Consider the following 24,094-nt stretch of genomic DNA (forward strand, 5'->3'; position numbering starts at 1 on the left):
CCAGCTTAATGCCCCGCCCCGGCGGCGCGTTATTTCTGCCTGGAGCGGCGGAAACCCGGTCGGCGCGGGCGCCGGTTGCGCCGCATGCCGGAGGTGATCTGACGTCGAGGCCGGCCGAAGCTGATCGGGGTGACCCGGCCGCGGCGGATGCCCAGGATCCGGTCGGCGACGGTGATGACCAGGCCGAGGACGATGACGGCGGCGCCCGCCCCGAATGCGCCGGAGAACAGGAACATGGAGGCGACGGCGCCGAAGACCACGGAGCCGAGACCCGTGCCCGTGTCGAAGAAGATGTTCCACACCGCGGACGCCTCCGAGAGTTTGGAGCGCGGGGTGCGCTGGAACATCGCCAGCAGAGATTCGTTCTGGACGGCGCCGAAACCGCCGCCGAAGAGCAGCGCCGCCAGCACCAGCAGCCAGACCGGCCAGCCGAACACGACCGTCGCCGTCATCAGCGCCATGCCGGTCAGGGCCAGCAGCTGGGAGGGCACGAGCAGCCGGCCGGGCTGGCCTGAGCGGTCCGCGGCCATGCCCACCAGGTAGCGGAACACCAGGGAGGCGCCGCCCACGATGGACAGCATGAATCCGCCGAGCACGGAACCGGCGGCCGCGTCCAAGTCCTCCACCGCCGCCGGCAGGAAGGACGACACCGCACCGAAGCTCATGGAGATCGTCAGCAGCGCCAGCGCCGGTACGGCCACCAGCTTCCACATCGGGGTGGGCGCGACGTCGGCCGCAGGGTCCGCCAGCGGCGCCGGGTCCGCCTTGAGCGCGGGGATGCGCAGGCACATCACGGCCGCGACGGAGGCGACCACCGCGGCGACGACGAACACGGTGTTATAGCTGAAGGCGTCGGCGAGGAACAGGCCCAGCGGGAGCCCGACCATCTGGGACAGTCCGATGAACACGCCGATCAGTCCGGTGGCTTTGCCCAGCAGGCGCGCGGGCACGAGTTCGGCGACCAGCGCCGACTGCGCGACGGTGATCGCGCCGAAGCCGGTGCCGCGCAGCGCGGAGAACAGCAGGACGATCCAGGCGTCCATCCCTAAGGTGTGCCCCAGCGCGGGCACGCCCAGCATGAACGCGGCCACGGTCATCACCGGCCGGTAGCCGAAGCGCCGCAGCATCCACGGGGTGAACACTTGCGTGACGACGGTGGCGGCCATGAAGATGCCGGTCGTGCCGCCGGCCAGGGTGGCGGAGCCGCCGTGTTCTAAGACGGCGGTGGGCAGCACCGGCAGCAGCAGCGACCAGGCGCCGAAGGCGGAGGCGACGGCCACCAGGGTGGCCAGCACCCCGGGGATCGCCCAGACGTTGGTGTTTTGTCCGTCCCCGGTGTTAGGCCTCGCCTGCCCCGACACTTTCTCCGATCACTCCCAACAACATCAGCACCGCCGTCAGCACGGCGACCGCGGCGACGACCGCCATGATCAGCGTGGCCGCCTTGGAGCCGTTCTGGTAGGCGGAATACACGCCGCCGACCAGCAGGCCGGCGACGAGGAACAGCCCCCAGATTAACCACTGGGACCCGCCGAGGCCACTTGTCTCAGCGGCCAGAACCATATCCATCGGGTTACAGCGCGCCCTTCGTGGACGGGATCCCGGTCAGGCGCGTGTCGGCTTCCGTGGCCTCGCGCAGGGCGCGGGCGACGGCCTTGTACTCCGCCTCGGTGATGTGGTGGGGGTCGCGGCCGTAGTGCACGTTGACGTGCAGGGTGGTCCGCGAGTTCAGGGCCAGGGTCTCGAAGAAGTGCTGGTTGATCACCGTCGGGTAGTGCCCGCCGATGATGGTGTGGTGCAGGTAGTCCGGTTCGCCGTTCATGACGAAGTAGGGGCGGCCGGAGATGTCGATGACGGCTTCGACCAGGGCCTCGTCCATCGGCAGCTGACGCTGGCCGAAGCGGCGGATGCCCTTCTTGTCGCCGACCGCCTCGAGCAAGGCGACGCCCAGCACGATGGCGGTGTCTTCGACGGTGTGGTGGGCGTCGATCTCGACGTCGCCTTGAGCGTGCACGGTCAGGTCGAAGGCGCCGTGGGTGCCGAAGGCGGTGAGCATGTGGTCGAAGAAGGGCAGGCCGGTGGAGACGTCGGTCTGGCCGGTGCCGTCGAGGTTGATCTCGACGGTGATGTCGGATTCGGAGGTGGTGCGGGTGTGGCTCCCGATGCGCTCAGCCATGTCGGTGGCTCCTTGTCTTATGGGGCGGTCAGAGGTTTCGGCCGCGGACTGTCTCGGCGGCGGCGAGGAAAGCGTCGTTTTCTTCCGGCAGACCGACGGTCACGCGCAGGTGCCCGGCGACGCCGACGTCGCGGATGAGCACGCCATGTTCCAAGAAAGCTTCCCAGGCGGCGTGCTGGTCGGTGAAGTCGCCGAAGAAGATGAAGTTGGATTCGCTCGGCACCAGCGCATACCCGAGTTCGGTCAGGCGGGCGGCCACGCGTTCGCGTTCGGCGGCCAGCTTGTCCACCGTCGCCAGGGTGTCCTCCGAGTGTTGCAGCGCCACGATGGCGGCGGCCTGGGACAGCACCGACAGGTGGTACGGAAGACGCACCAGCATGACGGCCTCGATGAAGGCCGGCGCCGCGACGAAGTAGCCGAGGCGTCCGCCGGCGAAGTCGAAGGCCTTGCTCATCGTGCGCGAGACCACCAGTTTGGTGGGGTACTTCTCCAGCAGGGTCACCGCGGACGGCGACGGGGAGAACTCGGCGTAGGCCTCGTCGACCACGACGACGCCGGGGGCGGCGTGGATCAGCTTTTCGACGTCGGCCAGGGACGTGACGTCGCCGGTGGGGTTGTTCGGGGTGGTGATGAACACCACGTCCGGGGCGTGCTCGGCGATGGCGGCGAGCGCGGCGGTCATGTCGATGCGGAAATCCTCACCGCGCGGGCAGTCGAGGAACTGCGTCTGCGTGCCGGAGGCCAGGATCGGGTGCATGGAGTAGCTGGGTAAAAAGCCCAGGGCGCTGCGGCCGGGCCCGCCGAAGGCCTGCAGCAGCTGCTGGAGGATCTCGTTGGAGCCGTTGGCCGCCCACAGGTTGTCGCGGGTGACGGTCACGCCGGTCTGTCGGCTGACGTAGGCGGCCAGTTCATCGCGCAACTCGACGGCGTCGCGCTCCGGGTAGCGGTTGAGCTCCGGAGCGAGCGTGGCGACGCGCGCGACCAGGTCGTCGATGAGTCCCTGCGACGGCGAGTACGGGTTTTCGTTGGTGTTCAGGCGCACCGGCACATCCAGTTGCGGGGCCCCGTAGGCGGACTTGCCACGCAGCTCCTCGCGCAGGGGAAGCTGCCCGAGTGCGACGTCGGCGGCGACGGTGCCGGACTGGAATTCAGGGTGGTTCACGTTCTAGTTCTCCTCGAAACGGGCTCGGATGGCTTCGCCGTGGGCGGGCAACGCTTCCGCGTCGGCCAGGGCGATGATGTGGGGGCCGATCTCGGCCAGGGCGTCTTTGTCGTATTCGACGAGGTTGACCGGGCGCAGGAAAGTGTGGGTGGACAGCCCGGCACTGAACCGTGCCGTGCCGGAGGTCGGCAGGACGTGGTTGGAGCCGGCGGCGTAGTCGCCGAGCGGGACCGGCGAGTAGTTGCCCACGAAGATGGCGCCGGCATGCCGGATGCGCTCGGCCACGGCCCGGGAGTCACGGGTGTGGATCTCCAGGTGTTCGGCGGCGTAGGCGTCGGCCACGGCGACGCCGGCCTCCAGGTCGTCGACCAAGACCACGCCGGATTGCTGGCCCGTCAAGGCGTGCTTGACGCGGTCGGAGTTGAGGGTGACGGTGTAACGGTCCTCGATCTCCCGGTTGACGCGCTCGGCGAAGTCCTCGTCGTCGGTGATCAACACAGACGCGGCGAGCTCGTCGTGCTCGGCCTGGCTGATCAGGTCGTAGGCGACGGTGACGGCGTCGGCGGAGTCGTCGGCCAGCACCGCGATTTCGGAGGGGCCGGCTTCAGAGTCGATGCCGACGACGCCGTTGACCAGGCGCTTGGCGGCGGTGACGAAAATGTTGCCCGGCCCGGTGACGATGTCGACGGGTTCGAGGTCCTCCCCGTCGTCGCCGTAGGCCAGCAGGGCGACGGCTTGAGCGCCGCCGACGGCCCAGACTTCGTCGACGCCGAGCAGGTGGCAGGCCGCGAGGATGGTCGGGTGCGGCAGGCCACCGAAATCGGCCTGCGGCGGGGTCGCCACGACCAGGCTGGTGGCGCCGGCCTCCTGCGCCGGGATGACGTTCATGAGCACGCTGGAGGGGTAGACGGCCTGGCCGCCGGGGACGTACAGGCCGACGCGCTCGATCGGCAGGAACACCTCGGTGACGGTGGCGCCGTCGGCCAGCGTCGTAGTGTGCGGCTTAGGCTTCTGCTCCGCGTGGACCTTGCGGATGCGGGTGATCGATTCTTTGAGCGCGTCGACGACTTTCTCGTCGAGCGTGTCGACGGCGCCGGCGATCTCCTCCGCGGAGACCCGGACGGCGGCCGGGCGGACCTTGTCGAAGCGCTCGCCGTAGTCGAGGGCCGCGGCGGCGCCGCGGTCGCGGACCTCCTCGACGATCGGGGTGACCGTGGACAGCACGGAATGGACGTCGGTCCCGCCGCGCGGAAGCACCCGGCGCAATTCGGCGGTGGACGGGGTGCGACCGCGCAGGTCGATGACGTTGAGCATCCTCGTTACTTCCCTTAAGTGATTCGGCTGTTGTGTCGTTACCTCCTTTATTATAGGCCTGCCCTGGTCACCCTCGGAGTTGAGGTACGCGCCACGGAGGCGGTCGGCCAACCCCGCCCCGGGTGTCCGTAGACTGGCTGCCAATGACGCGGCCGACCCAGCCAGGGAGATGGCCGCCCCGGTTCCGGACAAGGGAGGTACGCCATGGGCCGACGCTCCGCGCCCTCGCCCGGCCCGGGCCCCGTCCGTCCCGTCACTGTGCGGCGCGCCAAGGAGGCCGCCGACAGCTTCGGTTTTCAGAGCCTGGCGGACGAGGACCGGTTGCTCTTTCCCTGGTTGGACCATCTGATGACGGTCACCGTCGAAGGCGGCGGCGCGGCGCAGGCGACGCTGCGCCCGGAAGCTTTGGTGTGCCGGACCCGGTTGCGCCGCCGGCTGGATTTCTCGGCGGTCGACCGGGTCGTCGACGTGCTCAACGAGTGGAACGCGCAGTCGCTGTCCCCGACCATGTCGATGGCGCTGGGCGGAGACCTCGACGACGGCGGGGTGGACCTGCACCTGTGCTCGATGAGCCTGACCGGCCCGGGACTCAGCGACGAACAGCTGGCCACCGTGATGAGCGTGGCCGTGGAGACCTCGGTGCTGGCGGTCTCGCATCTGCTCGAACATTTTCCGGAGCTGTCCACGCCGGACACCGACGAGGCGGAGCAGGATCGGCGGCGCCAGGACTCGGCGGCCTTCCTCGAGGGTGGGGACTGGGACGCGGCGGCGGAGTCGCTGTTTCCCTCCCCCGCCGAATCGCGCATCGAGCATCCGTCGGGAAAAAATTTCATCGGATTGCCGGAACCCGCCCCCTCATTGGAACCGGAGCCGGTCACCCTGCCGCGCATCGACGGGATTTTGGCGGATCTGGACATCCCGAACACCGCGACGACGGACGAGGTGGTCATCGCGTGGATCAACTCGGTGCTCTTCGGCTTCTTCGTCGACAACGGGCCGAGTTACCTGGTCAAAGCGCATTGGAATCCGAACCTGGATCCCGCGTCGCGGATGCGGGTGGCCCTGGTGTGCAACGACTTCAACGTCGCCGCGGGCAAGGCGGGAGCCAAGGCCTACGCCCACCTCGGCGACGACGGGGTGCAGGTGCGGGTGGAATACACCGTCCCCGCGGGCGACGGGTTGACGGACGCGCAGCTGGATCATATGACGGCGGTGGCCGTGTCCCAGCTGCTGTACGCCGTGCACACCGTCAGCGCGGCGGTCACGGGAACCTCGGCGGTTGGGTGGCCCGGCCCGTAGCGGTCGGTCACATGCGCTGTGCCGGCAGGTAAGGCTCCGGCTCGGGGACGGCGGTCAGCGCCGAGAACCAGTACGCCAGGACCGCCATGAACGGGGCCACCAGCCAGGCGACCCCGGGCTGGAAGACGGGCGCCACACTGAAAGTCGCGTCCGGGGTGATCGCATCCACGTCCTCCGGCATCGGGTGCCTAGCCGCCGCCACCAGGTCCCCGACCACCAAAAACGCCACGGCGGCGATGAAAGCCACGACCCCGACCCACCACAACATGGGCGCCCCGCGGGTGGCGGGTGAGGCCTGGAACATCAGGATCGCCATGACCGCGGACATCAGGCCGGTGATGACGGCGAAGGTGATGTAGCCGGTGAAGGCGACGTTGCCGCCGCCGGCGACGGCGAAACCGCCGTCGTCGGTGACCGTCCCGGAATACGCCGGGCGCCACAGCCCCCACAGCGCGCCGACGACGCCGTAGATGAGCACGGAGACGGCAAAAAGCCCCGCGCCGGCGCCCACGGCCCGCGGCACACGTGGGCCACGGGACTGAGCTTGACGACGGGGCGGGGACGAAGCCTGGGGCTCGGGAGTGGAAACCGTCATGGCTTTCAGACTACTCCCCTGGCCCGGGCAGACCTCGGGACGGGACTAGCTGGCGTACTCGTCCGAACAGAAGGTCCAGCGGTCGCCCTCCCGCAGGAAGCGCATGGTGGACGTGTCGGTCTGGCCGCCGGAGTTGACGGTGACGTCGGCCGAAGCCTGGGCGCCGTCGACGGCGACGTTGTCCACGGACTGCAGAGTCGCCTGCGCCTCGGTGTACTGGGGCACCTCTGAGAGCGGGGTCTCCGGGATGACGGAGAAGTCGAGGATGTCCGTCGTGCCGTACTGCTCCTGCACCTGAGCGTTGACGTCGTTGAGCAACGCCTGGCAGCTGTTGTTCGGGATGTAGCTGACCCAACCGCGCAGGGTGGTCTGCTCGTAGGCGCCGCCGACGAGGTCATTGATGGCGGCCACGTCGGCCCCGTCTGCCGGCGCGCCAGCCCGGACCGGAGCCTGGGTGCGCACCTCGGTGTTCTCATCGAGGGAAGCCGCCAGTTCCGCCCCGGCGGCCTCAGCCGCGGCCGGATCATTGTCACCGGCGGTCCGCTCGATCTCCGGCTCCGTCGAGGCGGGGGCGGGGGCGGGGGCGGCGTCGTCTTCCTCAGCGTCCTCCGACCTTTCCTCGGTCTCCGGATTCTCGCTCTCCTCAGCATCCGTGGTGCTGGTCACGGTGCTTTTCTCGGCGGAGGCCTGGGCACTTTCATCCACGTCGCCGGCTCCGCACGCAACCAGAGTAAGGGGCGCCGCCACGACCAGCGCGGCACACGCCTTCCTCGCGAGGGGGTAGAGCGTCACGGTGTTCTCCTCAGTGTTGTCGGTTCGCTGGGGCGCAGTGCCTGAGACTGGACCTGCGCCTACGATAGTTCTTACGGGTGGCGTCGACACTTCCCGTCGACTGACGGTACGTCTACGCCACCGTGGTGATTCACTGTAGCAACCGATTCGTGATCTTCCCGCTCCATCGCCTCACAGCTCGCTGTGAGAAAGCCGTGCCCGCTGGGTGGACCCTTGGTGTTTTCAACGCCGAGTAAGGTGAGGCACCGTGCAGTTAAACGCCGACTCCATCATCAACGCCGCCGTCGAAATCCTGGACTCCTACGGCCTGGCGGACATGAGCATGCGCCGAGTCGCCTCCCACCTCAGCGTGGCCCCGGGCGCCCTGTACTGGCACATCGCGAACAAGCAGGAGCTCATCGGCGCCATCGCGGAACAGGTCCTGGCCCCGGTCCTGGCCGGGCCCGGCGCCGACGCACGTGCCACCGCCGGCGCCCTGCGCCGCGCCTTGCTGGGCCGCCGGGACGGCGCCGAGCTGGTCGGCGCAGCCTTATCCGTGCCGGCCTCGACCCTCGCCGACCGACTCACCGACGTCTTCGCGCAGTCGTTGGCGACGATGAATCTGCCCGCGGAAGAACGCCGCGCCGGGGCTCGGGCGCTCTTGCACCAGGTGCTCGGAGCCACTGGCCTGGAGCAGTCGCAGCTGCAGTTCGCCGAAGTCACCGATGTCCCGTATCCGGGGGCCATGGATCCCGGATACGGCGTGGATCTGCTTCTGGAAGGGCTGGCCGGGAGAGCGACATAAGGACACGGAGCGTTCCTTGGCTACACTTTGTCCTCATGAGCAACCCGAACGTATACGCCGACCAGGTCTGGCCAGGAGAGGCTTATCCCCTCGGCTCGACCTATGACGGCGCCGGCACCAACTTCGCCCTTTTTTCGAACGTCGCTGAGCGGGTGGAGCTGTGCCTGATCGACGACGACGGCGCTGAGCAGCGCATCAACCTCGAAGAGGTCGACGCCTACATCTGGCACTGCTACCTTCCCGGCGTCCAGCCCGGCCAGCGTTACGGTTACCGCGTCCACGGCCCCTACGACCCGGCCGACGGCAAGCGCTGCGATCCGAACAAGCTGCTGGTGGATCCGTACGCCCGCGCCTTCGACGGTGAATTCGACGGCCACCCGTCCCTGTTCTCCTACGACATCTTCGCCGATGAGCCCGGGTCGGGCCGCAACGAGGAGGACAGCCTCGGCCACACGATGACCTCGGTGGTGATCAACCCGTTTTTCGACTGGGGCGACGACCGCTCCCCGAACATCCCGTACAACGAGACCGTCATCTACGAGGCGCACGTCAAGGGCATGACCATGACGCACCCGGACGTGCCGGAAAACTTGCGGGGCACCTACGCGGGCCTGGCGCATCCGTCGATCATCGACTACCTCAAGGACTTGGGCGTCACGGCCATCGAGCTGCTGCCGGTGCATCAATTCCTGCAGGACGACCGCCTGCGCGATCTCGGCCTGCGCAACTACTGGGGATACAATACCTTCGGGTTCTTCGCCCCCCAGCACGACTACAGCGCCGCCCAGACCCCGGGTTCGTCCGTCGCCGAGTTCAAGGGCATGGTGCGTGCTTTCCATGAGGCCGGGATGGAGGTCATCCTGGACGTGGTGTACAACCACACCGCCGAAGGCAACCACCTCGGCCCGACGATCTGTTTCCGCGGCATCGACAACGAGGCGTACTACCGGCTCGTCGACGGCGACAAGTTCCATTACATGGACTACACGGGCACCGGCAACTCCCTGAATGTGCGCGACCCGCACTCCCTGCAGTTGATCCTCGACTCGCTGCGCTACTGGGTCACCGAGATGCGCGTCGACGGGTTCCGCTTCGACCTGGCCTCCACCCTGGCGCGTGAGTTCAACGACGTCGACCGGCTGGCCACCTTCTTCGACCTGGTCCAGCAGGACCCGATCGTGTCACAGGTCAAACTCATCGCGGAGCCGTGGGACGTCGGGCACAACGGCTACCAGGTGGGCAACTTCCCGCCCCTGTGGACGGAATGGAACGGCAAGTACCGCGACACCGTCCGCGATTTCTGGCGCGGCGAGCCGTCCACCCTCGGCGAATTCGCCTCCCGGCTGACGGGCTCCTCGGACTTGTACGCCAACAACGACCGCCGCCCCACCGCCTCGATCAACTTCATCACCGCCCATGACGGCTTCACGCTCAACGACCTGGTCAGCTACAACGAGAAGCACAACATGGCCAACGGCGAGGACAACAACGACGGCGAGTCCTTCAACCGTTCCTGGAACCACGGGGTGGAAGGACCGACCGACGACCCGGAGATTCTGGCGCTGCGTGGCCGGCAACGCCGTAACTTCCTGACCACGCTGCTGTTGTCGCTGGGCACCCCGATGCTCAGCCACGGCGACGAGTTGGGGCGCACGCAAAACGGCAACAACAACGTCTACTGCCAAGACAACGAACTGGCGTGGATGGATTGGAAGCAGCTCGAGGAAAACGCGTCGCTGCACGAGTTCACCAGGCGGTTGATCGACATCCGCCGCCGTCATCCGGTCTTCCGCCGCCGTCGTTTCCTGGCCGGCGGCCCGCTGGGCTCTGACGTGCGCGACCGCGACATCGCGTGGCTCGTCCCGGAGGGCACGTTGATGACCCAGGACGACTGGGACTTCGCTTTCGGCAAGGCCTTGATGGTCTACCTCAACGGCGACGCCATCACCGAGCCGGACCGCCGCGGGCAGCCGATCACGGACGACTCGTTCATCCTGATGTTCAACGCCCACCACGAAGACATCGAGTTCACTCTCCCGCCCCGCTTCCTGGGCGCGAAGTGGCAGCTGGTCGTCGACACCACCGAGGCCTCCGGCTACCCGGAGGAATCCGCGATCATCGAAGCCGAGGGCACGATCACGGTCCACGCCCGCTCCACTGCGGTGCTCAAGCAGGTTGAAAAACCCGTCTACGACGACGAGAACGACGGCGAGAGCGTCAAGTTGGTCGAGGAATCCTACAAGGACAACAAGATCGACACCGGCGGCGCCGAGCGGGCGCAGGCCCAGGCCCCCGAGGAGGACGAGGGCACCGAGAACTCGGAGCCGATGGAAGTCGAACGCGAAACCGAACTCACCCCGGGCCTGGGATACCAGGGCAACCCCGACCTCCTGCAGAACGGAGAGGATGACGGGGAGGACGACCCGCAGCAGTAGACTGAGGTGGTTCCACGGGCCGCAGCACGGCCCACCATGCGAGGAAAGTTGAGGCTGAAGTGATCGCCGCTCACGGAGCAACTCTGACCGTGTCCGACACGGCCGTGACCATCCACCGGTCCGGCCTGTCGGCCGCCCTACGCGGACACGCCGTCGAGGGCGAGGACGTCACCGCCGGCGCGGTCGAGTCCGTGGAGGTGGCCGACATCACCGGCGTCACCACCCAGTCCCCCACCCGCTACGAGCCTGGCTGGGTGGAGTTGTCCGGGGCGGGGGTCCGGGTGCGGTTTTCCCCCCACCAGGAGGAGAGCCTCCGACGCTTCGTCACCGACGTCGAAGCCGCGCTGCGCGGCGACGACCCCGCAGAGTCGGGCATCCCGGGCCTGAACTTCGTCGCGCTCGACGTGGAGACCGCCAACTCGGACTTCGGCTCGATCTGCCAGGTCGGCGTGGTCCGCTACATCGACGGCGTCGAGGCTGACTCCGCGTCCTGGCTGTGCCGCCCGCCGGCCGGCCTGGACGATTTCTCCCCCGCCAACATCAACGTCCACGGCATCACCGCCGACGACGTCGCGGGACGCCCCCGCATCGGTGAAATCATGGCGGAGGTCGTGGATTTCCTGGACGGGCTGCCGTTCGTCGCCCACAACGCCCAGTTCGACGCCACCGCGCTGCGCCGCGCCGCCGTCGCTTCCGAGGTCACCATCGCCCCCGCGGACTTCGGCTGTTCGTTGACGTTGGCGCGACACAGCAAGCTGGCGGTGGCCAACAACAAGCTGCCCACCGTCGCCGAGCACTTCGGGGTGGACCTGACCTCCCACCACGACGCGTTGGCCGACGCCCGCGCCTGCGGCGAGATCACCGTCGCCCTGGCCCGCACGCACGGTTTTTCCGGCACGCTGATGGAATTTCTGCACTCCTGCGGTTTCACCCTCGGCGAGATCACCGCCGAGAAAGTCATCCCGGTGCTCCGCGACCGCTCCGGCGCCGCCCGTAGCCTCCAGGCCGCGGGGGCGAGCTCCGCGACGGTGGTCGGCGGAGCCGGGACCGACTTCCGGGACACGGACCGCACGAAGGCCGCGGCCGACGAGGTCACAGTGACGGAAGAGCAGGTCAGCACCGAGTCCGGGGGCGGGCGTCGCCGCGGCCCGGCGCCGTGGCAGTCGGTCGCGACTCCGGACGAGATCCCCGAGCCGAACGCCGCCGCCGACCCTGATCATCCACTGCACGGCCAGAACGTCACCCTGACCGGCGATTTCGACCCCTATGACAAGGGACGTCTCTGGGCGGGCATCGCCGAGCACGGCGGCCAGGTGGGCAAGAACGTGACGAAGAAGACGACGGTCCTGGTCACCGGCACGTGGGCGACAAAAACAAGCAAGGAAAAGCGCGCCGAGGAACTCAACGACAAGGGCCAGGGGATCCAGATCTGGCCCGCCGAGAAGCTCTACGACGCGTTGGGGCTCAACGAACAGCCCCCGTTCTAAGCCAGCCCGAGCACCCGCAGGTGCCGCAGCCAACTGACCTCGATCAAGGTGTCGGCTTCCGAGAGCCGGGAGCCGGTGACCTGCTCGAAGCGCTGCAGCCGGTGACGCAGGGTGTTTTCGTGCACGAATAATTCCGCCGCCGCCTTGCGCAGGACGCGACGGTGATCGATGAACACCGACACCGATTCCATGAGCACCTCTCCGAACTCGCCCTCCTCCTCGAGGGGAGCGGTGTATTTGGCTGCGACCAGCTCCGCCATGGCGGCGGAACCGCGGACGGCGATGCGCCAGCTGAGCGCGCCCACGTCCCACCACCCCGCCACATCCGGCGGCATCGCCTGGAAGGCCGCCTCCGCCGAGCGACAAGACTCGCGGGCGTCGGCAAGCATGCGGGCGGGCCCGGCCGCCACCGGGTGCTCCGCGAGCGACTCCCTGACCCCGGGGGGCTTCTCTGCGACCAGCGCGACGGCCACATCGCCCAGGTCCGCGGCGACCGCCCTGGCCTGCGGCAGCGAACAGGACTTCTCCACCAACTCCACCCACCGGGGCTTTGCCTCCGTGGAGGTGATCAGCACCCGGTAGGCGGCGACCGGCGACAGCCCCAGCCCGACGGCGCGGAGCCGCCACGTCTCCGCATCCTGGGTCCCGGCGCGCAAGGCGCGCAGCAACTCCACTTTTTCGATCTGGCGGCGCACCTCCTCCGTGACGGCCGACGTGCAGTAAGCGCGTACCGCCCGGTCGATGAACCAGTCGCCGAGCCGCCACAGCAGCGTGGAGCCGAGCAGCGTGTCGCGGGTCTTAAGGTCCGAGTCCATCGCCAATTGGACGAAACGGTCGTGCACGACCGTGAGGGTGAGGCGGTAAGCCCGGATGATGGATTCGATCGCCAACCCCTGGGAAATGCGTTTGCGGGTGATGCGCTGCGGTTCGGTGGCGTCGTCGGGGTTCCGGATTTTGCGGTGAGTGAGGCAATCGACCCCGCGCCGGGTGTTGGTCAGAGCGGAGAGGCGTAAGTCGTCCGGGGCGATGTTCGCGTATTCCGGCACTTCCGCGAACACCCTGTTCATGGCCTCTTCTGAGAGATCGTGGGCTTCTTCCTCCAGCAGTCTGGCGAGGTCGGTCAGGGTCGTGTCAGAGGTGGCGGACGTGAGTTTTTCCATTGTGGGTTTCTCCAATTGGGCGGTCGTGAACTCATGGTATTACACATTGTTTGTGGTGTAGGTCACGTTGCAGACTTCTCGTATCCAAAACGCACTGCGGGCCACGGTCCCTGGTGATGAGGAAGTCACGCACCCACCCCGTTCGAGCAAAAGGAAGCCTTCATGACCGTCACCAAGTCCTCTCCTCCAGCCGGGATCAGCGCCCGCGGGCGTCGTAAAGCATTCGTCGGCGCCACCTCCGGACACCTCATCGAGTGGTACGACTACGGAATCTACGGCTTCCTCGCCGTGTACATGGGCCAGGCTTTCTTCTCCTCGGCCTCCCCGACCGTCGCGCTGATCAGCAGCTTCGCCACCTTCGCCCTCAGCTTCTTCGTCCGGCCGCTGGGCGGGCTGGTTTTCGGCCCGCTGGGGGATCGCATCGGCCGCCAGCGCACCATGGCCTTGGTCATGTTCCTCATGGCCGGCTCCACTTTCACCATCGGCCTGCTTCCGACGTACGAGACGGTCGGCTTCCTCGCGCCGGCCCTGCTGATCTTCGCCCGCTGCGTGCAGGGGCTGTCCGCCGGCGGTGAAATCGGCACCGTGACCACCTTCATCGCCGAGTACGCCGGTCCGAAGCGCCGCGGCTTTTCCACCAGCCTGCTGATGATGACCGCGGTCCTGGGCCTGATGGTCGGCAGCATCGTCGCCAACGGCATGACCGCCGTCTTCGGCACCGAATTCATGCAGGAGTGGGGATGGCGCATCCCGTTCCTGATCGCCGGCCCGCTCGGGCTGATCGCCGCCTACATCCGCTCCAAGCTCGAGGACAGCCCCGAGTTCAAGGCGCTGGCGCACTCCGGCCACACGGAGAAGCAGCCGCTCAAGGCCTTGATGTCCTGGAAGCGGTCGCTGCTGCTGGTCGCCGGCTGCATCACCCTGCTGGCTTCCCTGTTTTACATGGTCTTGACCTACGTCTCGACCTATCTGACCACCATCCTCGGATTCGACAACACGACCCGCTTCTGGTTCGTCATGATCGCCGCCGGCACCGCCGCCGTGCTCATGCCGCTGGGCGGAATGTTCACTGACCGTTTCGGCCGCAAGAACTTCCTCATCGCCACCTCCATCATGGCGATCGTTTCCTTCGCCTGGTTCTTCTTCAGCGCCCCGGGCGCCACCCCGGCCGAGTTCTTCTGGCCGCTGATGGCCTGCGCGGCCAGCCTGGGCCTGTACGCCTCCACCCCGTACGCGGTGATGAGCGACCTCTTCCCGACCAACGTTCGCGCCAGCGGCATTTCCCTGGCCTACAACATTCCGATCGCCGTCTTCGGCGGCTCTGCCCCACTGATCGCCTCCGCCCTGATCTCGGGCACCGGCAACATCAGCTCCCCGGCCTGGTTCTTCATCACCACCGCCGTCATCAGCCTGATCGCGGTCTGCATCATCTCGCCCCGCGACTACCAGCGGGTGGAGGAGGCCAACCTGGAGCTCAAGCAGAAGATCGCCGACTCCCAGGACACTCCGGCCGACGCACAGTCCGCGTTCGCCGCGACCGAGCAGAAGCAGCCGGTGGTTCGCCAGCGCATCGGCTAACCGCACGGCTACACGTGACGACGCGACCCACAGGGCGCGGAGGTGAACCTCACCTCCGCGCCCCGTGGTCTGTCTTTAGGGGTCTGCGGAACCGGACGACGGCGCCGCGCAGTCTAAGGAAGTGAGACCGCATCGACACCGTCGAGGAAGGACCCGCCCCGCATGATCGCCACGCTGACCGCCCCACCCCGTCCCGCTGACCCGCCGCTTCCTGTGCTGTTGCCCGCCGTGCGTCGGCGAGAACACCTGAACCGTCCCGGGCGCACCGCCGCCATCGCCCTGTCGGGCACGTTGACCGCCGTCGTGGAGGTGGACGGCCACGCGCAGAGCGAAGACGCCCTGGCCCGGCGCGGCCTACGCATCAGGCAGGCGTGGGACGAGTCCGCCCACCAGCTGATCGCCGCCGCGCAGACCCTCCACGGCACCCGCTTCTGGACCCGCCCTGTCCAGGGCGGCGGACTACAGATCCGCACGGATGCGGCGCCCGCCTCCGCCTGGCTGGCACACCCGCACCCCTTCCGCCTGCTCAACGAACATCTCAGCGCCCTGCTGGCCACCCCGCAGCCGGTGTATCTCCTCCCGGACAGCCACACCCTGCTCGCTTTCCCCGATCTCCCTTCGCCGCCTGCCTCATCCGCCGGCCGAGAATCCTGGCTGTCACCGCGTCCCCTTGTCTGGCAGCGGGGATTTCCTGCCGAATCCCATTAGAAAAGATAAATATTTACTGGTGGTCGCCTTTTATCGGCCCCCAAAACGCCAAATTCAATAGGGTGGGGTGGAAAAGTGCTCGTCGACCCACTCGGAGGATTCTTTATGCGTCGCCCCATCACCGCCACCTACCGCCTGCAACTCCGCGGCCCCAAGGCGGACCCCGGTGGCCGGTCCTTCGGCTTCGACAAAGCCGCCGAACTGGTTCCCTACTTGCGCGACCTCGGCGTCAGCCACCTGTACCTCTCGCCCATCCTGACGGCGATCCCCGACTCCAACCACGGCTACGACGTCATCGATCCCACCGAAGTCAACCCGGAACTCGGCGGCATCGACGGCTTCCGCGCCCTGGCCGCCGCCGCCCACGAAGCCGGTCTCGGCTTGGTCGTCGACATCGTCCCCAACCACATGAGCGTCGCCGTGCCCAAACTCAACAAGTGGTGGTGGGACGTCCTGAAAAACGGGCAGGAGTCGGAGTACGAAAATTACTTCGACATCGACTGGCACGAGGACAACGGCGCGGGCGGAAAACTCGGCATCCCCGTCTTCGGCGAACCCGACGACGAGGACAAACTCGAACTGCTCCACGACGAAGACGTCGACGAAACGGTCATCGCCTACTACGACAACTACTACCCTGTGGCCGACGGCACCTGCGACGGGGTCGACGACGACCCCGTCGAGGTCTACCGCAAACAAAGCTACAAGCTCATGTACTGGCGCGACGGCGTCATCTCCTACCGCCGCTTCTTCTCCGTCAACGAACTCGCCGGCGTCCGTCAGGAAGATCCCCTCGTGTTCGAGCACACCCACCGGGTGCTGCGCCAACTGATCGCCGAAGACCTCATCGACGGCGTCCGCGTCGACCACCCGGACGGGTTGTCCGACCCCTTTGAATACCTCAACCGGCTGCGCAACCTCGTCGGCCCCGACCGCTGGCTGCTCGTCGAGAAGATCCTCGGAGAAACCGAGCCGCTGGACCCGCGCCTGGCGGTCGACGGCACCACCGGCTACGACGCGCTGCGTGAACTCGACGGCGTGTTCATCAACCGCGGCGCCGAAGACACCATGAGCATGCTTTCTTTGCAGCTGACCGGCTCCACCTGGGACCACACCACCGTCGACGCCGCGGAACAACAACTCAAACGCCAAGTCGCCGCCACCGAACTCGACGCCGAAGTCCGCCGCCTCGCCCGCGCCATCCGCCGCGACAACTTCTCCACCGCCGGTCGCTTCGTGACCGAGGAGCAACTCAAGCTCACCATCGTCGAACTCGTCGCCGCCATCCCCGTCTACCGCGCCGACTACATCTCCTTGTCGCGGGTGACCGCCTCCGTCATCGCCGAGATGGGCAGGCGCTTTCCCTCCCGCAGCGACGCCCTCGACCTGATCTCCGCGGCGTTGCTGGCCAACGGCGAGGCCAAAGTCCGCTTCGCCCAGGTGTGCGGCGCCGTCATGGCCAAGGGCGTCGAGGACACCACCTTCTACCGTGCCACCCGTCTGGTGGCGCTCCAGGAGGTCGGCGGCGCTCCGGGCAGCTTCGGCGTCTCCGCCGCGGAATTCCACTTGTTGCAGCAGGAGCGCGCCAACCTGTGGCCGCAGGCGATGACGACTCTGTCCACCCACGACGCGAAGCGGTCCGAGGACGTCCGCGCCCGCATCATCGAGCTCACGGAGGCGCCGCAGGACTTCGCGGAGCTGGTGCGCCGGGTCATCGCCCAGGTGCCGGCCCCGGACTCCGCGACCGGGCTCTTCCTCTTTCAGAACATCATCGGCGTGTGGCCCGTCGACGGGCAGGTGTCCGACGCCCTGCGTCAGCGCATCCACGACTACGCCATCAAGGCCGTGCGCGAAGCCAGCCTGCGCACCACCTGGTTCGATCCGGACGACGCATTCGAACGTTCCGTGATCGACTGGATCGACGCGTTGATCGACGGGCCGGTGGCCTCCATGATCACTTCCTTCATTCAGCCGCTGCATCGCGGCGCGTTGACCGTGTCTTTGGGCCGCAAGATGCTGCAGCTGATCGGCCCCGGCGTGCCGGACACGTACCAGGGGCAGGAGTTTTTCGATGACTCCCTGGTTGACCCGGACAACCGCCGTTTCGTCGACTACACCGCCCGCAGTCAGTCGCTGGAGCAACTGTGCGAGGGGGTGGACTGGCAGGCGGAGGCCGACGCCGCCCGCGCCGCGGCCGAAGAAGCCGGGGAATCAGCCTTGGAGCAGCGCCCCTACCTGCACATTGAAGCGAATCCGGACCGGGTGAAGCAGCACGTGGTGCACGAGGCGCTGAAGACGCGCAGGTTACTCAGCGGGCTGTTCATCGACGGCACCCACCAGGCCGTGTCCGCCGAGGGCCCCTCGGACCGTTACCTGATCGGCTTGGCCCGTGGTTTCGCGGATTCCCCCAGCACCGACGGACTTGCGGTCATCGCCTTGGCGACGCGCCGTCCGCTCAAGTTGGCCGGCCGTGGCGGGTGGCTGGACACCACGCTGACCCTGCCGGAGGGCACCTGGACCGACCGGTTGACCGGCCAGAGCTTCGAGGGCACCGTCCCGGTCGCTGAGGTGTTCAATCTCTTCCCCACTGCTTTGCTGGTCTCTGACCGGATTGAGGCGTCCTACGTCTAACCCCCCGGTGAGGGTAAATTGAGGGGCGATGCCCGAACCAACCTCTGACGCCACCCAGTCCATCAGTCTGCTGGGCAGCCGCTACCACGAGTGGTTGCGCGCCCATCCGACTGCCGCGCAAGATTTCGCCGACGCCATCGAGGACCTCCTCTCCGACGCCGGCGTCACTTTCGACCGCGTCTCCGCCCGGGCCAAGTCATGGCGCTCATTGAAGGCCAAGGCCCGCAAAAAGCGGTCCGACGGCTCCCTGGTGTACCCGAACCCGCTGGCCGACATCCACGACATCATCGGCGTGCGGGTCACCGTGTTCCACTCCACCGAGATTCCGGTGACGCTGGACGCCTTAGGGGAGTCTTTCTCTGTTCTGCGCAGTGTGGACAAGGCCGCGGAAACCCGCATCGCCGGCGGCTTCGGGTATGGCTCGCACCACCTGGTGCTGGAAGTCACAGACGATTTCGAGGACCTGGCCGAATACGCGGGCCTGCACTTCGAGGTGCAGGTGCGCACCGTGCTGCAGCACGCGTGGGCCGAGTTCGAGCACGACATCCGCTACAAGCGCGGCTCTACGCCGCTGGATCCGCAGGTCGACCGCGCCTTCACCTTGGCTGCGGGGTTGATTGAGCTGGCGGACCAGCAATTCGACCAGATCGCCGCGTTGAAAAGCCCCAAAGGCAGCGGCGACGGCCCCGGGGACGTGACGCTGTCGGCGGAGACCCTGCCCGGCATCCTGGCGGTGTTGGTGGGCAACCGGTTCCCGCCGTCACGCTCCGAGCACTACCCGTGGCTGGAGGAGCTGCTGACCGCCAACGGCGTCACGACGGTGGCGCAGTTGACGGAGCTGCTCGACGACGACGACATCGCCGCGTTGAACAAGGCGTTGACCTACCGTTTCCGCCCCGGTCAGGTCAGGCTCATCGACGATCTCCTGCTGCGCCGCTTCGGTGAGCTGCACGTGGAGCGCACCGGTGACACCGGCACCCGCGCAGGACAGCGGCCGCGGCGGTTGGCGGCGCGGCTGAAGGCGCTGCGCCAGGCGGGGGTCATGCCGGAGGTCGGGGAATAAAACGGCGCCCGGGCGCGCTGTTGTTGATATGACACATAAATCGGCCGGCCCCGTCAGCTTCGGCCTCGACACCTTCGGCGACCTCACCCGCTCCCCGGCCGGGGACCTGCTGCCGGCGGATCAGGTCATCCGCAACGTCATCGAGGAGGCGGTGCTCGCCGAGGGGGTCGACGTGGACTTCTTCGGCGTCGGCGAACATCACCGCCCCGACTACGCGGTCTCCGCCCCGGACGTCGTCCTGGCGGCGATCGCCTCCCGCACCAAACGCATCCGGCTCGGCTCCTCGGTGGTCGTGCTGTCCTCGGATGATCCGGTGCGCGTCTTTGAACGCTTCTCCACGCTGCACGCCATCTCGCGGGGCCGGGCGGAGTTGACCGTGGGACGCGGCTCCTTCACCGAGTCTTTTTCCCTGTTCGGTTACGACCTGAGCGACTACGAGGTGCTCTTCGAGGAGAAGCTCGACCTATTGCGCGCGGTCCTTGACGCCGACCGCGACGATGCGGCGGTGAGCTGGGAGGGGAGCACGCGGGCGTCGATAAGCGAACAACGCCTGCACCCGCCGACCGCCGCCCCTCTGTCCGCCTGAGTGGCCGTCGGCGGCAACCCCAAGTCGGCGCTGCGCGCGGCCCGACAGCGCTTCGGCCTCGCGATCGCCGTCATCGGCGGCAACCCCATGTACTTCAAGACCTACGCCGACCTTTATCACCGCGCCAACGAACAGCTGGGACACCCGCGGGGCCCGGTCAGCGTGCACTCCCCCGGGCTGGTCGCGGCGACGGACGCGGAGGCCCGCGAGCGGATCTTCGAGGACTGGAAGACACAGCAACGACACACCGGCGCCGAACGCGGCTGGCCGGCGCCGACCAACGGGCAGTTCAACATGGAGCTCGACCACGGCTCCTTGTACGCCGGCTCGCCGGAGACCGTGGCGAAGAAAATCGCCCGGACAGTAAAGAACCTGAACCTGGACCGGTTCGTGTTGAAGTACTCCAACGGTCCGGCCCCACACGAGCACGCCCTGGAGAGCATCCGTCTCTACGGCGAAGATGTCATCCCGCTGGTGCGCGAGATCCTCGGGCGCCCAGCGTGACCCCTCGACCCACCGACACACATTGTTGACGTATCCTCATTTTATAGACGATCCACAAACTTCAGGAGAAAACCCATGACCCAGCTCATCGACCCGCACGCCATTGAATTCGGCCTCGACACCTTCGGCGACGTCCAATCCGATACCGACGGCAACCTGCTGCCCCACGGCCAGGTCATCCGCAACGTCGTCGACGAAGCGGTGCTCGCCGACGAGGTCGGCATCGACGTCTTCGGCATCGGCGAACACCACCGCGAGGACTACGCCGTGCCCTCGCCCGACATGCTGCTGGCCAACATCGCGGCCCGCACCGACAACATCAAGCTCACGACCTCTGTCATCGTGTTGTCCTCCGACGACCCGGTCCGCGTCTTCGAACGTTTCTCCTCCCTGCAGGCGCTGTCGAACGGGCGCGCGGAAATGACCCTGGGGCGCGGTTCCTTCACCGAGTCCTTCCCGCTCTTCGGCTACGACCTGCGCGACTACGAGGCGCTCTTCGAGGAGAAACTCGACCTCATGGCACACATCCTCGAAGCCGACCGCACCGGGGGATCTGTCACCTGGTCCGGCTCCACGCGCGCGGGACTGAAGGACCAAAAGCTCTACCCGCCGACCGAAACCCCGCTGAAAGCCTGGGTGGCGGTCGGCGGATCCCCGGAGTCCGTGGTGCGTGCCGCCCGGCACAAGATGCCGCTGATGCTGGCCATCATCGGCGGCGCCCCGCGCCGCTTCCGCCCCTTCGTCGACCTCTACGAACGCGCGAATGAGCAGCTCGGCAACGAACGACTGCCCGTGGGCGCCCACTTCTACGGCTTCGTCGCAGAAACCGACGAGGAGGCCCAAGAAAAGATGTACCCGTACTGGGACGCGGTGCAGCGGCTCGTCGGCAAGGACCGCGGCTGGCCGGCGCCGACCAAACACAAGTTCCTGCATGAGGTGGACCGCGGAGCCATGCACCTGGGTTCGGTGGAGACCGTCGCCCAGAAAACCGCCCGTTCCATCCGGCAGCTCGGTCTGGACCGTTTCGTGTTCAAGTACTCCAACGGCCCGATCCCGCACGAGTACTCCATGGAGTCGATCCGCCTGATCGGCGAGCAAGTCATCCCACGCGTGCGCGAGATCCTCGCCGAGGAGCAGTAGCCTCCTGCGCAGGGATTAAGCTGACCGGTGTGGACACGACCTACGGCAACCGGATCCCGCCCTCCTACCGGTGGGCGGTGACCATGTTGGTGCTCGTGCCGCTGGCGTTTTTAGGGTGGGCCGCTGCGGCTGGCCTCGTCAGCCCGACGTCGGCGTTTCTCGTCATGCTGCTCGGCGTGGGGTTCGTCGCCGCGTACTGGAAAGCCGGCACGACGGTGTCCATACGTGGCGGGGTTATCCATCTGCGTCTTTTCCCTCTCTGGGGCACCCGCGTGCGTTTCGAGCAGATCCAGACCGTCGCCGTCGAGCCCATCGCACCCCTCGGCAGGGAGTGGGGTAACCGCGGCTCCCTGCGGCGCGACGGTGAGATCTTCGTCGACGCCGGGCACTCGACGACCTGCCTGGCCGTCTATCTTCTCGACGGCTCCGTGATTCGTCTTGGCATGTCCTCGCCGGAGCACGCCCACGCCCTCGTCGCGACCCTGTCAACGAAGGTGCAGCCATGAACATCACCTTGGATCCCGTCCACCGGGCGCTGCGGGCCGGCACCGTGGTCGCCGCGGTGCTCGTGCCCCTTTATTTCCTGGTGGGATCCCTCGGCCTAGCAAGCGAACTGCCGATGCAATACTCCTTCGACGGGGAAGTCTCCCGCACCGGTTCCGTCACAGAGGCCCGCGTGACGGTGGCTGTCCTGGGTGTCGTGGCCATTGGCCTGATCGTCTTGGCCCGCTTTCCACACACCTTCAACTACCTGGTCGCCATCACCGAAGACAACAAACTGCGACAATACCGCAACGCCGTGCAGATGATGCTCTGGCTGGCTGCGACCTTCGTCGGCGTGCAGATCATCATGGTCGGCGAATGGCTGCACGGCTGGCCGATCATTCTGGTGTTCGTTCCCCTCGCCGCGATCGGGGCGGCGGCCGTCTATTTTCTGTCCCGGATGTTCCGGCTCAAGTAGCGCTTACTGGCGCCTTCTTCCGCTGCTCTAACTGTTCAGTGACGTGCCGGGCGGCGAGCCAGGAAAAGACCATACCTTGCCCGATCGTGGCGCCCGGGCCGGGATAGAACTTGCCGAAGACGTTGGCCGAGACGTTTCCGCTGGCATACAGGCCTTCGATCGGGGCGCCGTCCTCTCCTAGGACACGGGCGTGCTCGTCGGCGTCCACCCCGCCACAAGTGCCGAGGTCTCCCGGCACGACCTGTACCGCATAGAAGGGGCCCTTGCGTAGCGGCCGCAGGTTCGGGTTGGGCGTGTTCGTCGGGTCCCCGTAGTAGCGGTCGTAGTGGGATTGGCCGCGCCCGAAGTCGTCGTCGTTTCCTTGCGACGCCAACAAGTTGAAGCGCTCCACGCCTGCGGGCAGACCCGTCACCCCGATGGCGTCGGCCAGTTCCTCGATGCTCGCGGCCTTGTGGGCGACGCCGCCGTCGTACCAGCTCTTGGGGAGCGGCATGCCCGGCATCACTCCCCCGCCGAAGACATAGCTGTTGCGGTACTGCCGGTCGAAGATCAACCACGCAGGCAGGTGCGGGGCTTGTCCGTCATCTTGGCCCAGTATGATCTTTCCGGCGGTCATGTAGTCCGCCGACTCATTGAAGAAACGATTGCCGGTGGCGTCGACGATCATCGAGCCAGGCAAGGAACGCTCGGCCAAGAGCACGGAGGGCCCCGCGCCCTCCTCGGCGGGCGGGATTGCCGGGAACCACCATGCCTGATCCAGCAGAGAAGTCGCGGCGCCGACCTGCTGCGCTATGTTCAGGACATCGCCTGTGTTGGCGGGGTTGCCGAACGCCCACCCTTTCCGCAAGGCGGTGGACTGGTACTTGTGCCGCAGCTGCAGGTTGTGGTCAAAACCGCCGGCGGCCAGCAGCACCCCGCCAGCCGTGTTGACCCGTACCGCTTCCCCGTTTCTGTCCACGACGACGCCGGTGATGCGGCCGTCGTCGACGATCAGGTCGGACAGGGGGCTGTCTGTCCACATCTCCACGCCTGCTTTGCGTGCTCCGGCGACGAGTCCCGCAGCCAGGGCGGTCCCTCCTGCAACCATGTTCTTGCCCAGCATCTTCCCGCCGACGCCCTGGGCGACGCGTTTGACGATCTGCGGCATTGCCTGGGCAGGCAGGCTACGCATGAGGTTCATCGAGCGGTAGTCGCTACCGGTGATGGGCATAGGGACGGGCGCCTGCATCGCGCTGCGGCGCACCATGGCGGCGTCTTCGCCCAGTGAGTTGAGATCGAAGGGCCGAGGTTCAATGGAGCGGCCCGTCGCGGAGCCGCCGACCACGTCAGAAAAATAGTCGGCGTAGTTGCGCATGTGCAGAAACTGCAGGGGCGTCGCTGTACTGAGCTCTTCGGCGACGGTGGCTGCGTGCTTGATGTATGTGGTCCGCAGTTCACGGGGCGCGGTGTCGCCGACCACGGCATCGAGATAGGCTTCGGCTCTTTCTGGGGCGTCGGCCGCCCCTCCCTTGGCGGCGACGTCGTTGCCCGGAAGCCACATGCCGCCGCCGGACAGTGCCGTGGATCCGCCCAGATAGGAACTCTTTTCTACCACGAGGACCTTCAGTCCCGCCCGTGCCGCGGTGATGGCCCCGAATAGGCCGGAGCCGGCGCCCACGACAACCAGGTCATAAGCCTTGCCCGCATTTTCAGTGCCAGACACTATAGCCTCCCGCTCAT

Annotated in this window: 20 protein-coding genes and 1 pseudogene; 12 read left to right on the top strand and 9 right to left on the bottom strand. The window is 67.1% G+C overall.

Annotation, left to right across the window (positions count from 1 at the left end; genetic code table 11):
• Window positions 1–29 precede the first annotated feature (29 nt).
• From B841_RS08625 to hisD, 5 genes are read right to left on the bottom strand one after another with little or no spacing between them, the layout of a single operon-like run.
• A complete protein-coding gene (locus B841_RS08625) occupies window positions 30–1,361 on the bottom strand; it encodes an MFS transporter (protein ID WP_020935108.1) in 1,332 nt (443 codons plus the stop codon).
• Complete coding sequence (locus tag B841_RS08630; protein WP_245561036.1) at window positions 1,339–1,563, bottom strand: hypothetical protein; 225 nt, start codon at window positions 1,561–1,563, stop codon at window positions 1,339–1,341. Before B841_RS08630 ends, B841_RS08625 begins: the two co-directional genes overlap by 23 nt.
• 10 nt (window positions 1,564–1,573) lie before the next feature.
• Window positions 1,574–2,176 (bottom strand): imidazoleglycerol-phosphate dehydratase HisB, encoded by a 603-nt coding sequence (gene hisB, locus B841_RS08635; protein ID WP_020935110.1) that lies wholly within the window; start codon window positions 2,174–2,176, stop codon window positions 1,574–1,576.
• A gap of 28 nt (window positions 2,177–2,204) precedes the next feature.
• Window positions 2,205–3,338 (bottom strand): histidinol-phosphate transaminase, encoded by a 1,134-nt coding sequence (locus B841_RS08640; protein WP_020935111.1) that lies wholly within the window; start codon window positions 3,336–3,338, stop codon window positions 2,205–2,207.
• Between the two features lie 3 nt (window positions 3,339–3,341).
• Window positions 3,342–4,652, bottom strand: a complete 1,311-nt coding sequence (gene hisD, locus B841_RS08645) for a histidinol dehydrogenase (RefSeq protein ID WP_020935112.1) — start codon at window positions 4,650–4,652, stop codon at window positions 3,342–3,344.
• A gap of 204 nt (window positions 4,653–4,856) precedes the next feature.
• Between hisD and B841_RS13395 the strand changes: the two genes are divergently transcribed.
• Window positions 4,857–5,951: a YbjN domain-containing protein gene (locus B841_RS13395; RefSeq protein WP_020935113.1), complete on the top strand. Its 1,095-nt coding sequence runs from the start codon at window positions 4,857–4,859 to the stop codon at window positions 5,949–5,951.
• Window positions 5,952–5,958: 7 nt separating this feature from the next.
• Here the strand turns inward: B841_RS13395 and B841_RS08655 are convergent, their stop codons facing one another.
• Window positions 5,959–6,546: a hypothetical protein gene (locus B841_RS08655; RefSeq protein ID WP_156844743.1), complete on the bottom strand. Its 588-nt coding sequence runs from the start codon at window positions 6,544–6,546 to the stop codon at window positions 5,959–5,961.
• A 45-nt stretch (window positions 6,547–6,591) separates the two neighbouring features.
• Entirely contained in the window at window positions 6,592–7,338 is a 747-nt protein-coding gene (locus tag B841_RS08660) for a hypothetical protein (RefSeq protein ID WP_041631845.1), read from the bottom strand.
• A gap of 247 nt (window positions 7,339–7,585) precedes the next feature.
• Here B841_RS08660 and B841_RS08665 point away from each other — a divergent pair, with 247 nt between their 5' ends.
• The 3 genes from B841_RS08665 (at window position 7,586) to B841_RS08675 (ending at window position 12,044) form a co-directional block, all read left to right on the top strand.
• Window positions 7,586–8,122 (top strand): TetR family transcriptional regulator, encoded by a 537-nt coding sequence (locus B841_RS08665; RefSeq protein ID WP_020935116.1) that lies wholly within the window; start codon window positions 7,586–7,588, stop codon window positions 8,120–8,122.
• A 35-nt stretch (window positions 8,123–8,157) separates the two neighbouring features.
• Entirely contained in the window at window positions 8,158–10,557 is a 2,400-nt protein-coding gene (gene glgX / locus B841_RS08670) for a glycogen debranching protein GlgX (RefSeq protein WP_020935117.1), read from the top strand.
• Window positions 10,558–10,646: 89 nt separating this feature from the next.
• Complete coding sequence (locus B841_RS08675; RefSeq protein ID WP_318532925.1) at window positions 10,647–12,044, top strand: exonuclease domain-containing protein; 1,398 nt, start codon at window positions 10,647–10,649, stop codon at window positions 12,042–12,044.
• Here the strand turns inward: B841_RS08675 and B841_RS08680 are convergent.
• Complete coding sequence (locus tag B841_RS08680) at window positions 12,041–13,204, bottom strand: PucR family transcriptional regulator (RefSeq protein WP_020935119.1); 1,164 nt, start codon at window positions 13,202–13,204, stop codon at window positions 12,041–12,043. The genes B841_RS08675 and B841_RS08680 overlap by 4 nt on opposite strands.
• Before the next feature lie 162 nt (window positions 13,205–13,366).
• Between B841_RS08680 and B841_RS08685 the strand changes: the two genes are divergently transcribed.
• From B841_RS08685 to B841_RS13405, 8 genes and pseudogenes are all read left to right on the top strand, one after another.
• Window positions 13,367–14,782 (top strand): MFS transporter, encoded by a 1,416-nt coding sequence (locus B841_RS08685; protein WP_020935120.1) that lies wholly within the window; start codon window positions 13,367–13,369, stop codon window positions 14,780–14,782.
• A gap of 162 nt (window positions 14,783–14,944) precedes the next feature.
• Window positions 14,945–15,490: a hypothetical protein gene (locus B841_RS13400; protein ID WP_020935121.1), complete on the top strand. Its 546-nt coding sequence runs from the start codon at window positions 14,945–14,947 to the stop codon at window positions 15,488–15,490.
• A gap of 105 nt (window positions 15,491–15,595) precedes the next feature.
• The gene (gene treY / locus B841_RS08695) at window positions 15,596–18,121 is read left to right on the top strand and encodes a malto-oligosyltrehalose synthase (protein WP_020935122.1); all 2,526 of its coding nucleotides are present in this window, start codon (window positions 15,596–15,598) and stop codon (window positions 18,119–18,121) included.
• Window positions 18,122–18,149: 28 nt separating this feature from the next.
• Window positions 18,150–19,184, top strand: coding sequence for a GTP pyrophosphokinase (locus B841_RS08700; RefSeq protein WP_020935123.1), 1,035 nt, complete (start codon window positions 18,150–18,152; stop codon window positions 19,182–19,184).
• 28 nt (window positions 19,185–19,212) lie between these two features.
• Window positions 19,213–20,274 (top strand): annotated as a pseudogene (locus B841_RS08705) (LLM class flavin-dependent oxidoreductase).
• 75 nt (window positions 20,275–20,349) lie between these two features.
• A complete protein-coding gene (locus B841_RS08710; protein WP_020935126.1) occupies window positions 20,350–21,414 on the top strand; it encodes an Atu2307/SP_0267 family LLM class monooxygenase in 1,065 nt (354 codons plus the stop codon).
• A 29-nt stretch (window positions 21,415–21,443) separates the two neighbouring features.
• Complete coding sequence (locus B841_RS08715; RefSeq protein WP_020935127.1) at window positions 21,444–21,920, top strand: hypothetical protein; 477 nt, start codon at window positions 21,444–21,446, stop codon at window positions 21,918–21,920.
• Window positions 21,917–22,375: a hypothetical protein gene (locus tag B841_RS13405; RefSeq protein WP_020935128.1), complete on the top strand. Its 459-nt coding sequence runs from the start codon at window positions 21,917–21,919 to the stop codon at window positions 22,373–22,375. The genes B841_RS08715 and B841_RS13405 overlap by 4 nt, the downstream gene beginning before the upstream one ends.
• Here the strand turns inward: B841_RS13405 and B841_RS08725 are convergent.
• A complete protein-coding gene (locus B841_RS08725; RefSeq protein WP_020935129.1) occupies window positions 22,368–24,077 on the bottom strand; it encodes an FAD-binding protein in 1,710 nt (569 codons plus the stop codon). The two genes, B841_RS13405 and B841_RS08725, sit on opposite strands and share 8 nt — an antisense overlap.
• Between the last annotated feature and the right edge of the window lie 17 nt (window positions 24,078–24,094).

The organism is Corynebacterium maris DSM 45190, assembly GCF_000442645.1.
GTDB classification, from domain to species: domain Bacteria; phylum Actinomycetota; class Actinomycetes; order Mycobacteriales; family Mycobacteriaceae; genus Corynebacterium; species Corynebacterium maris.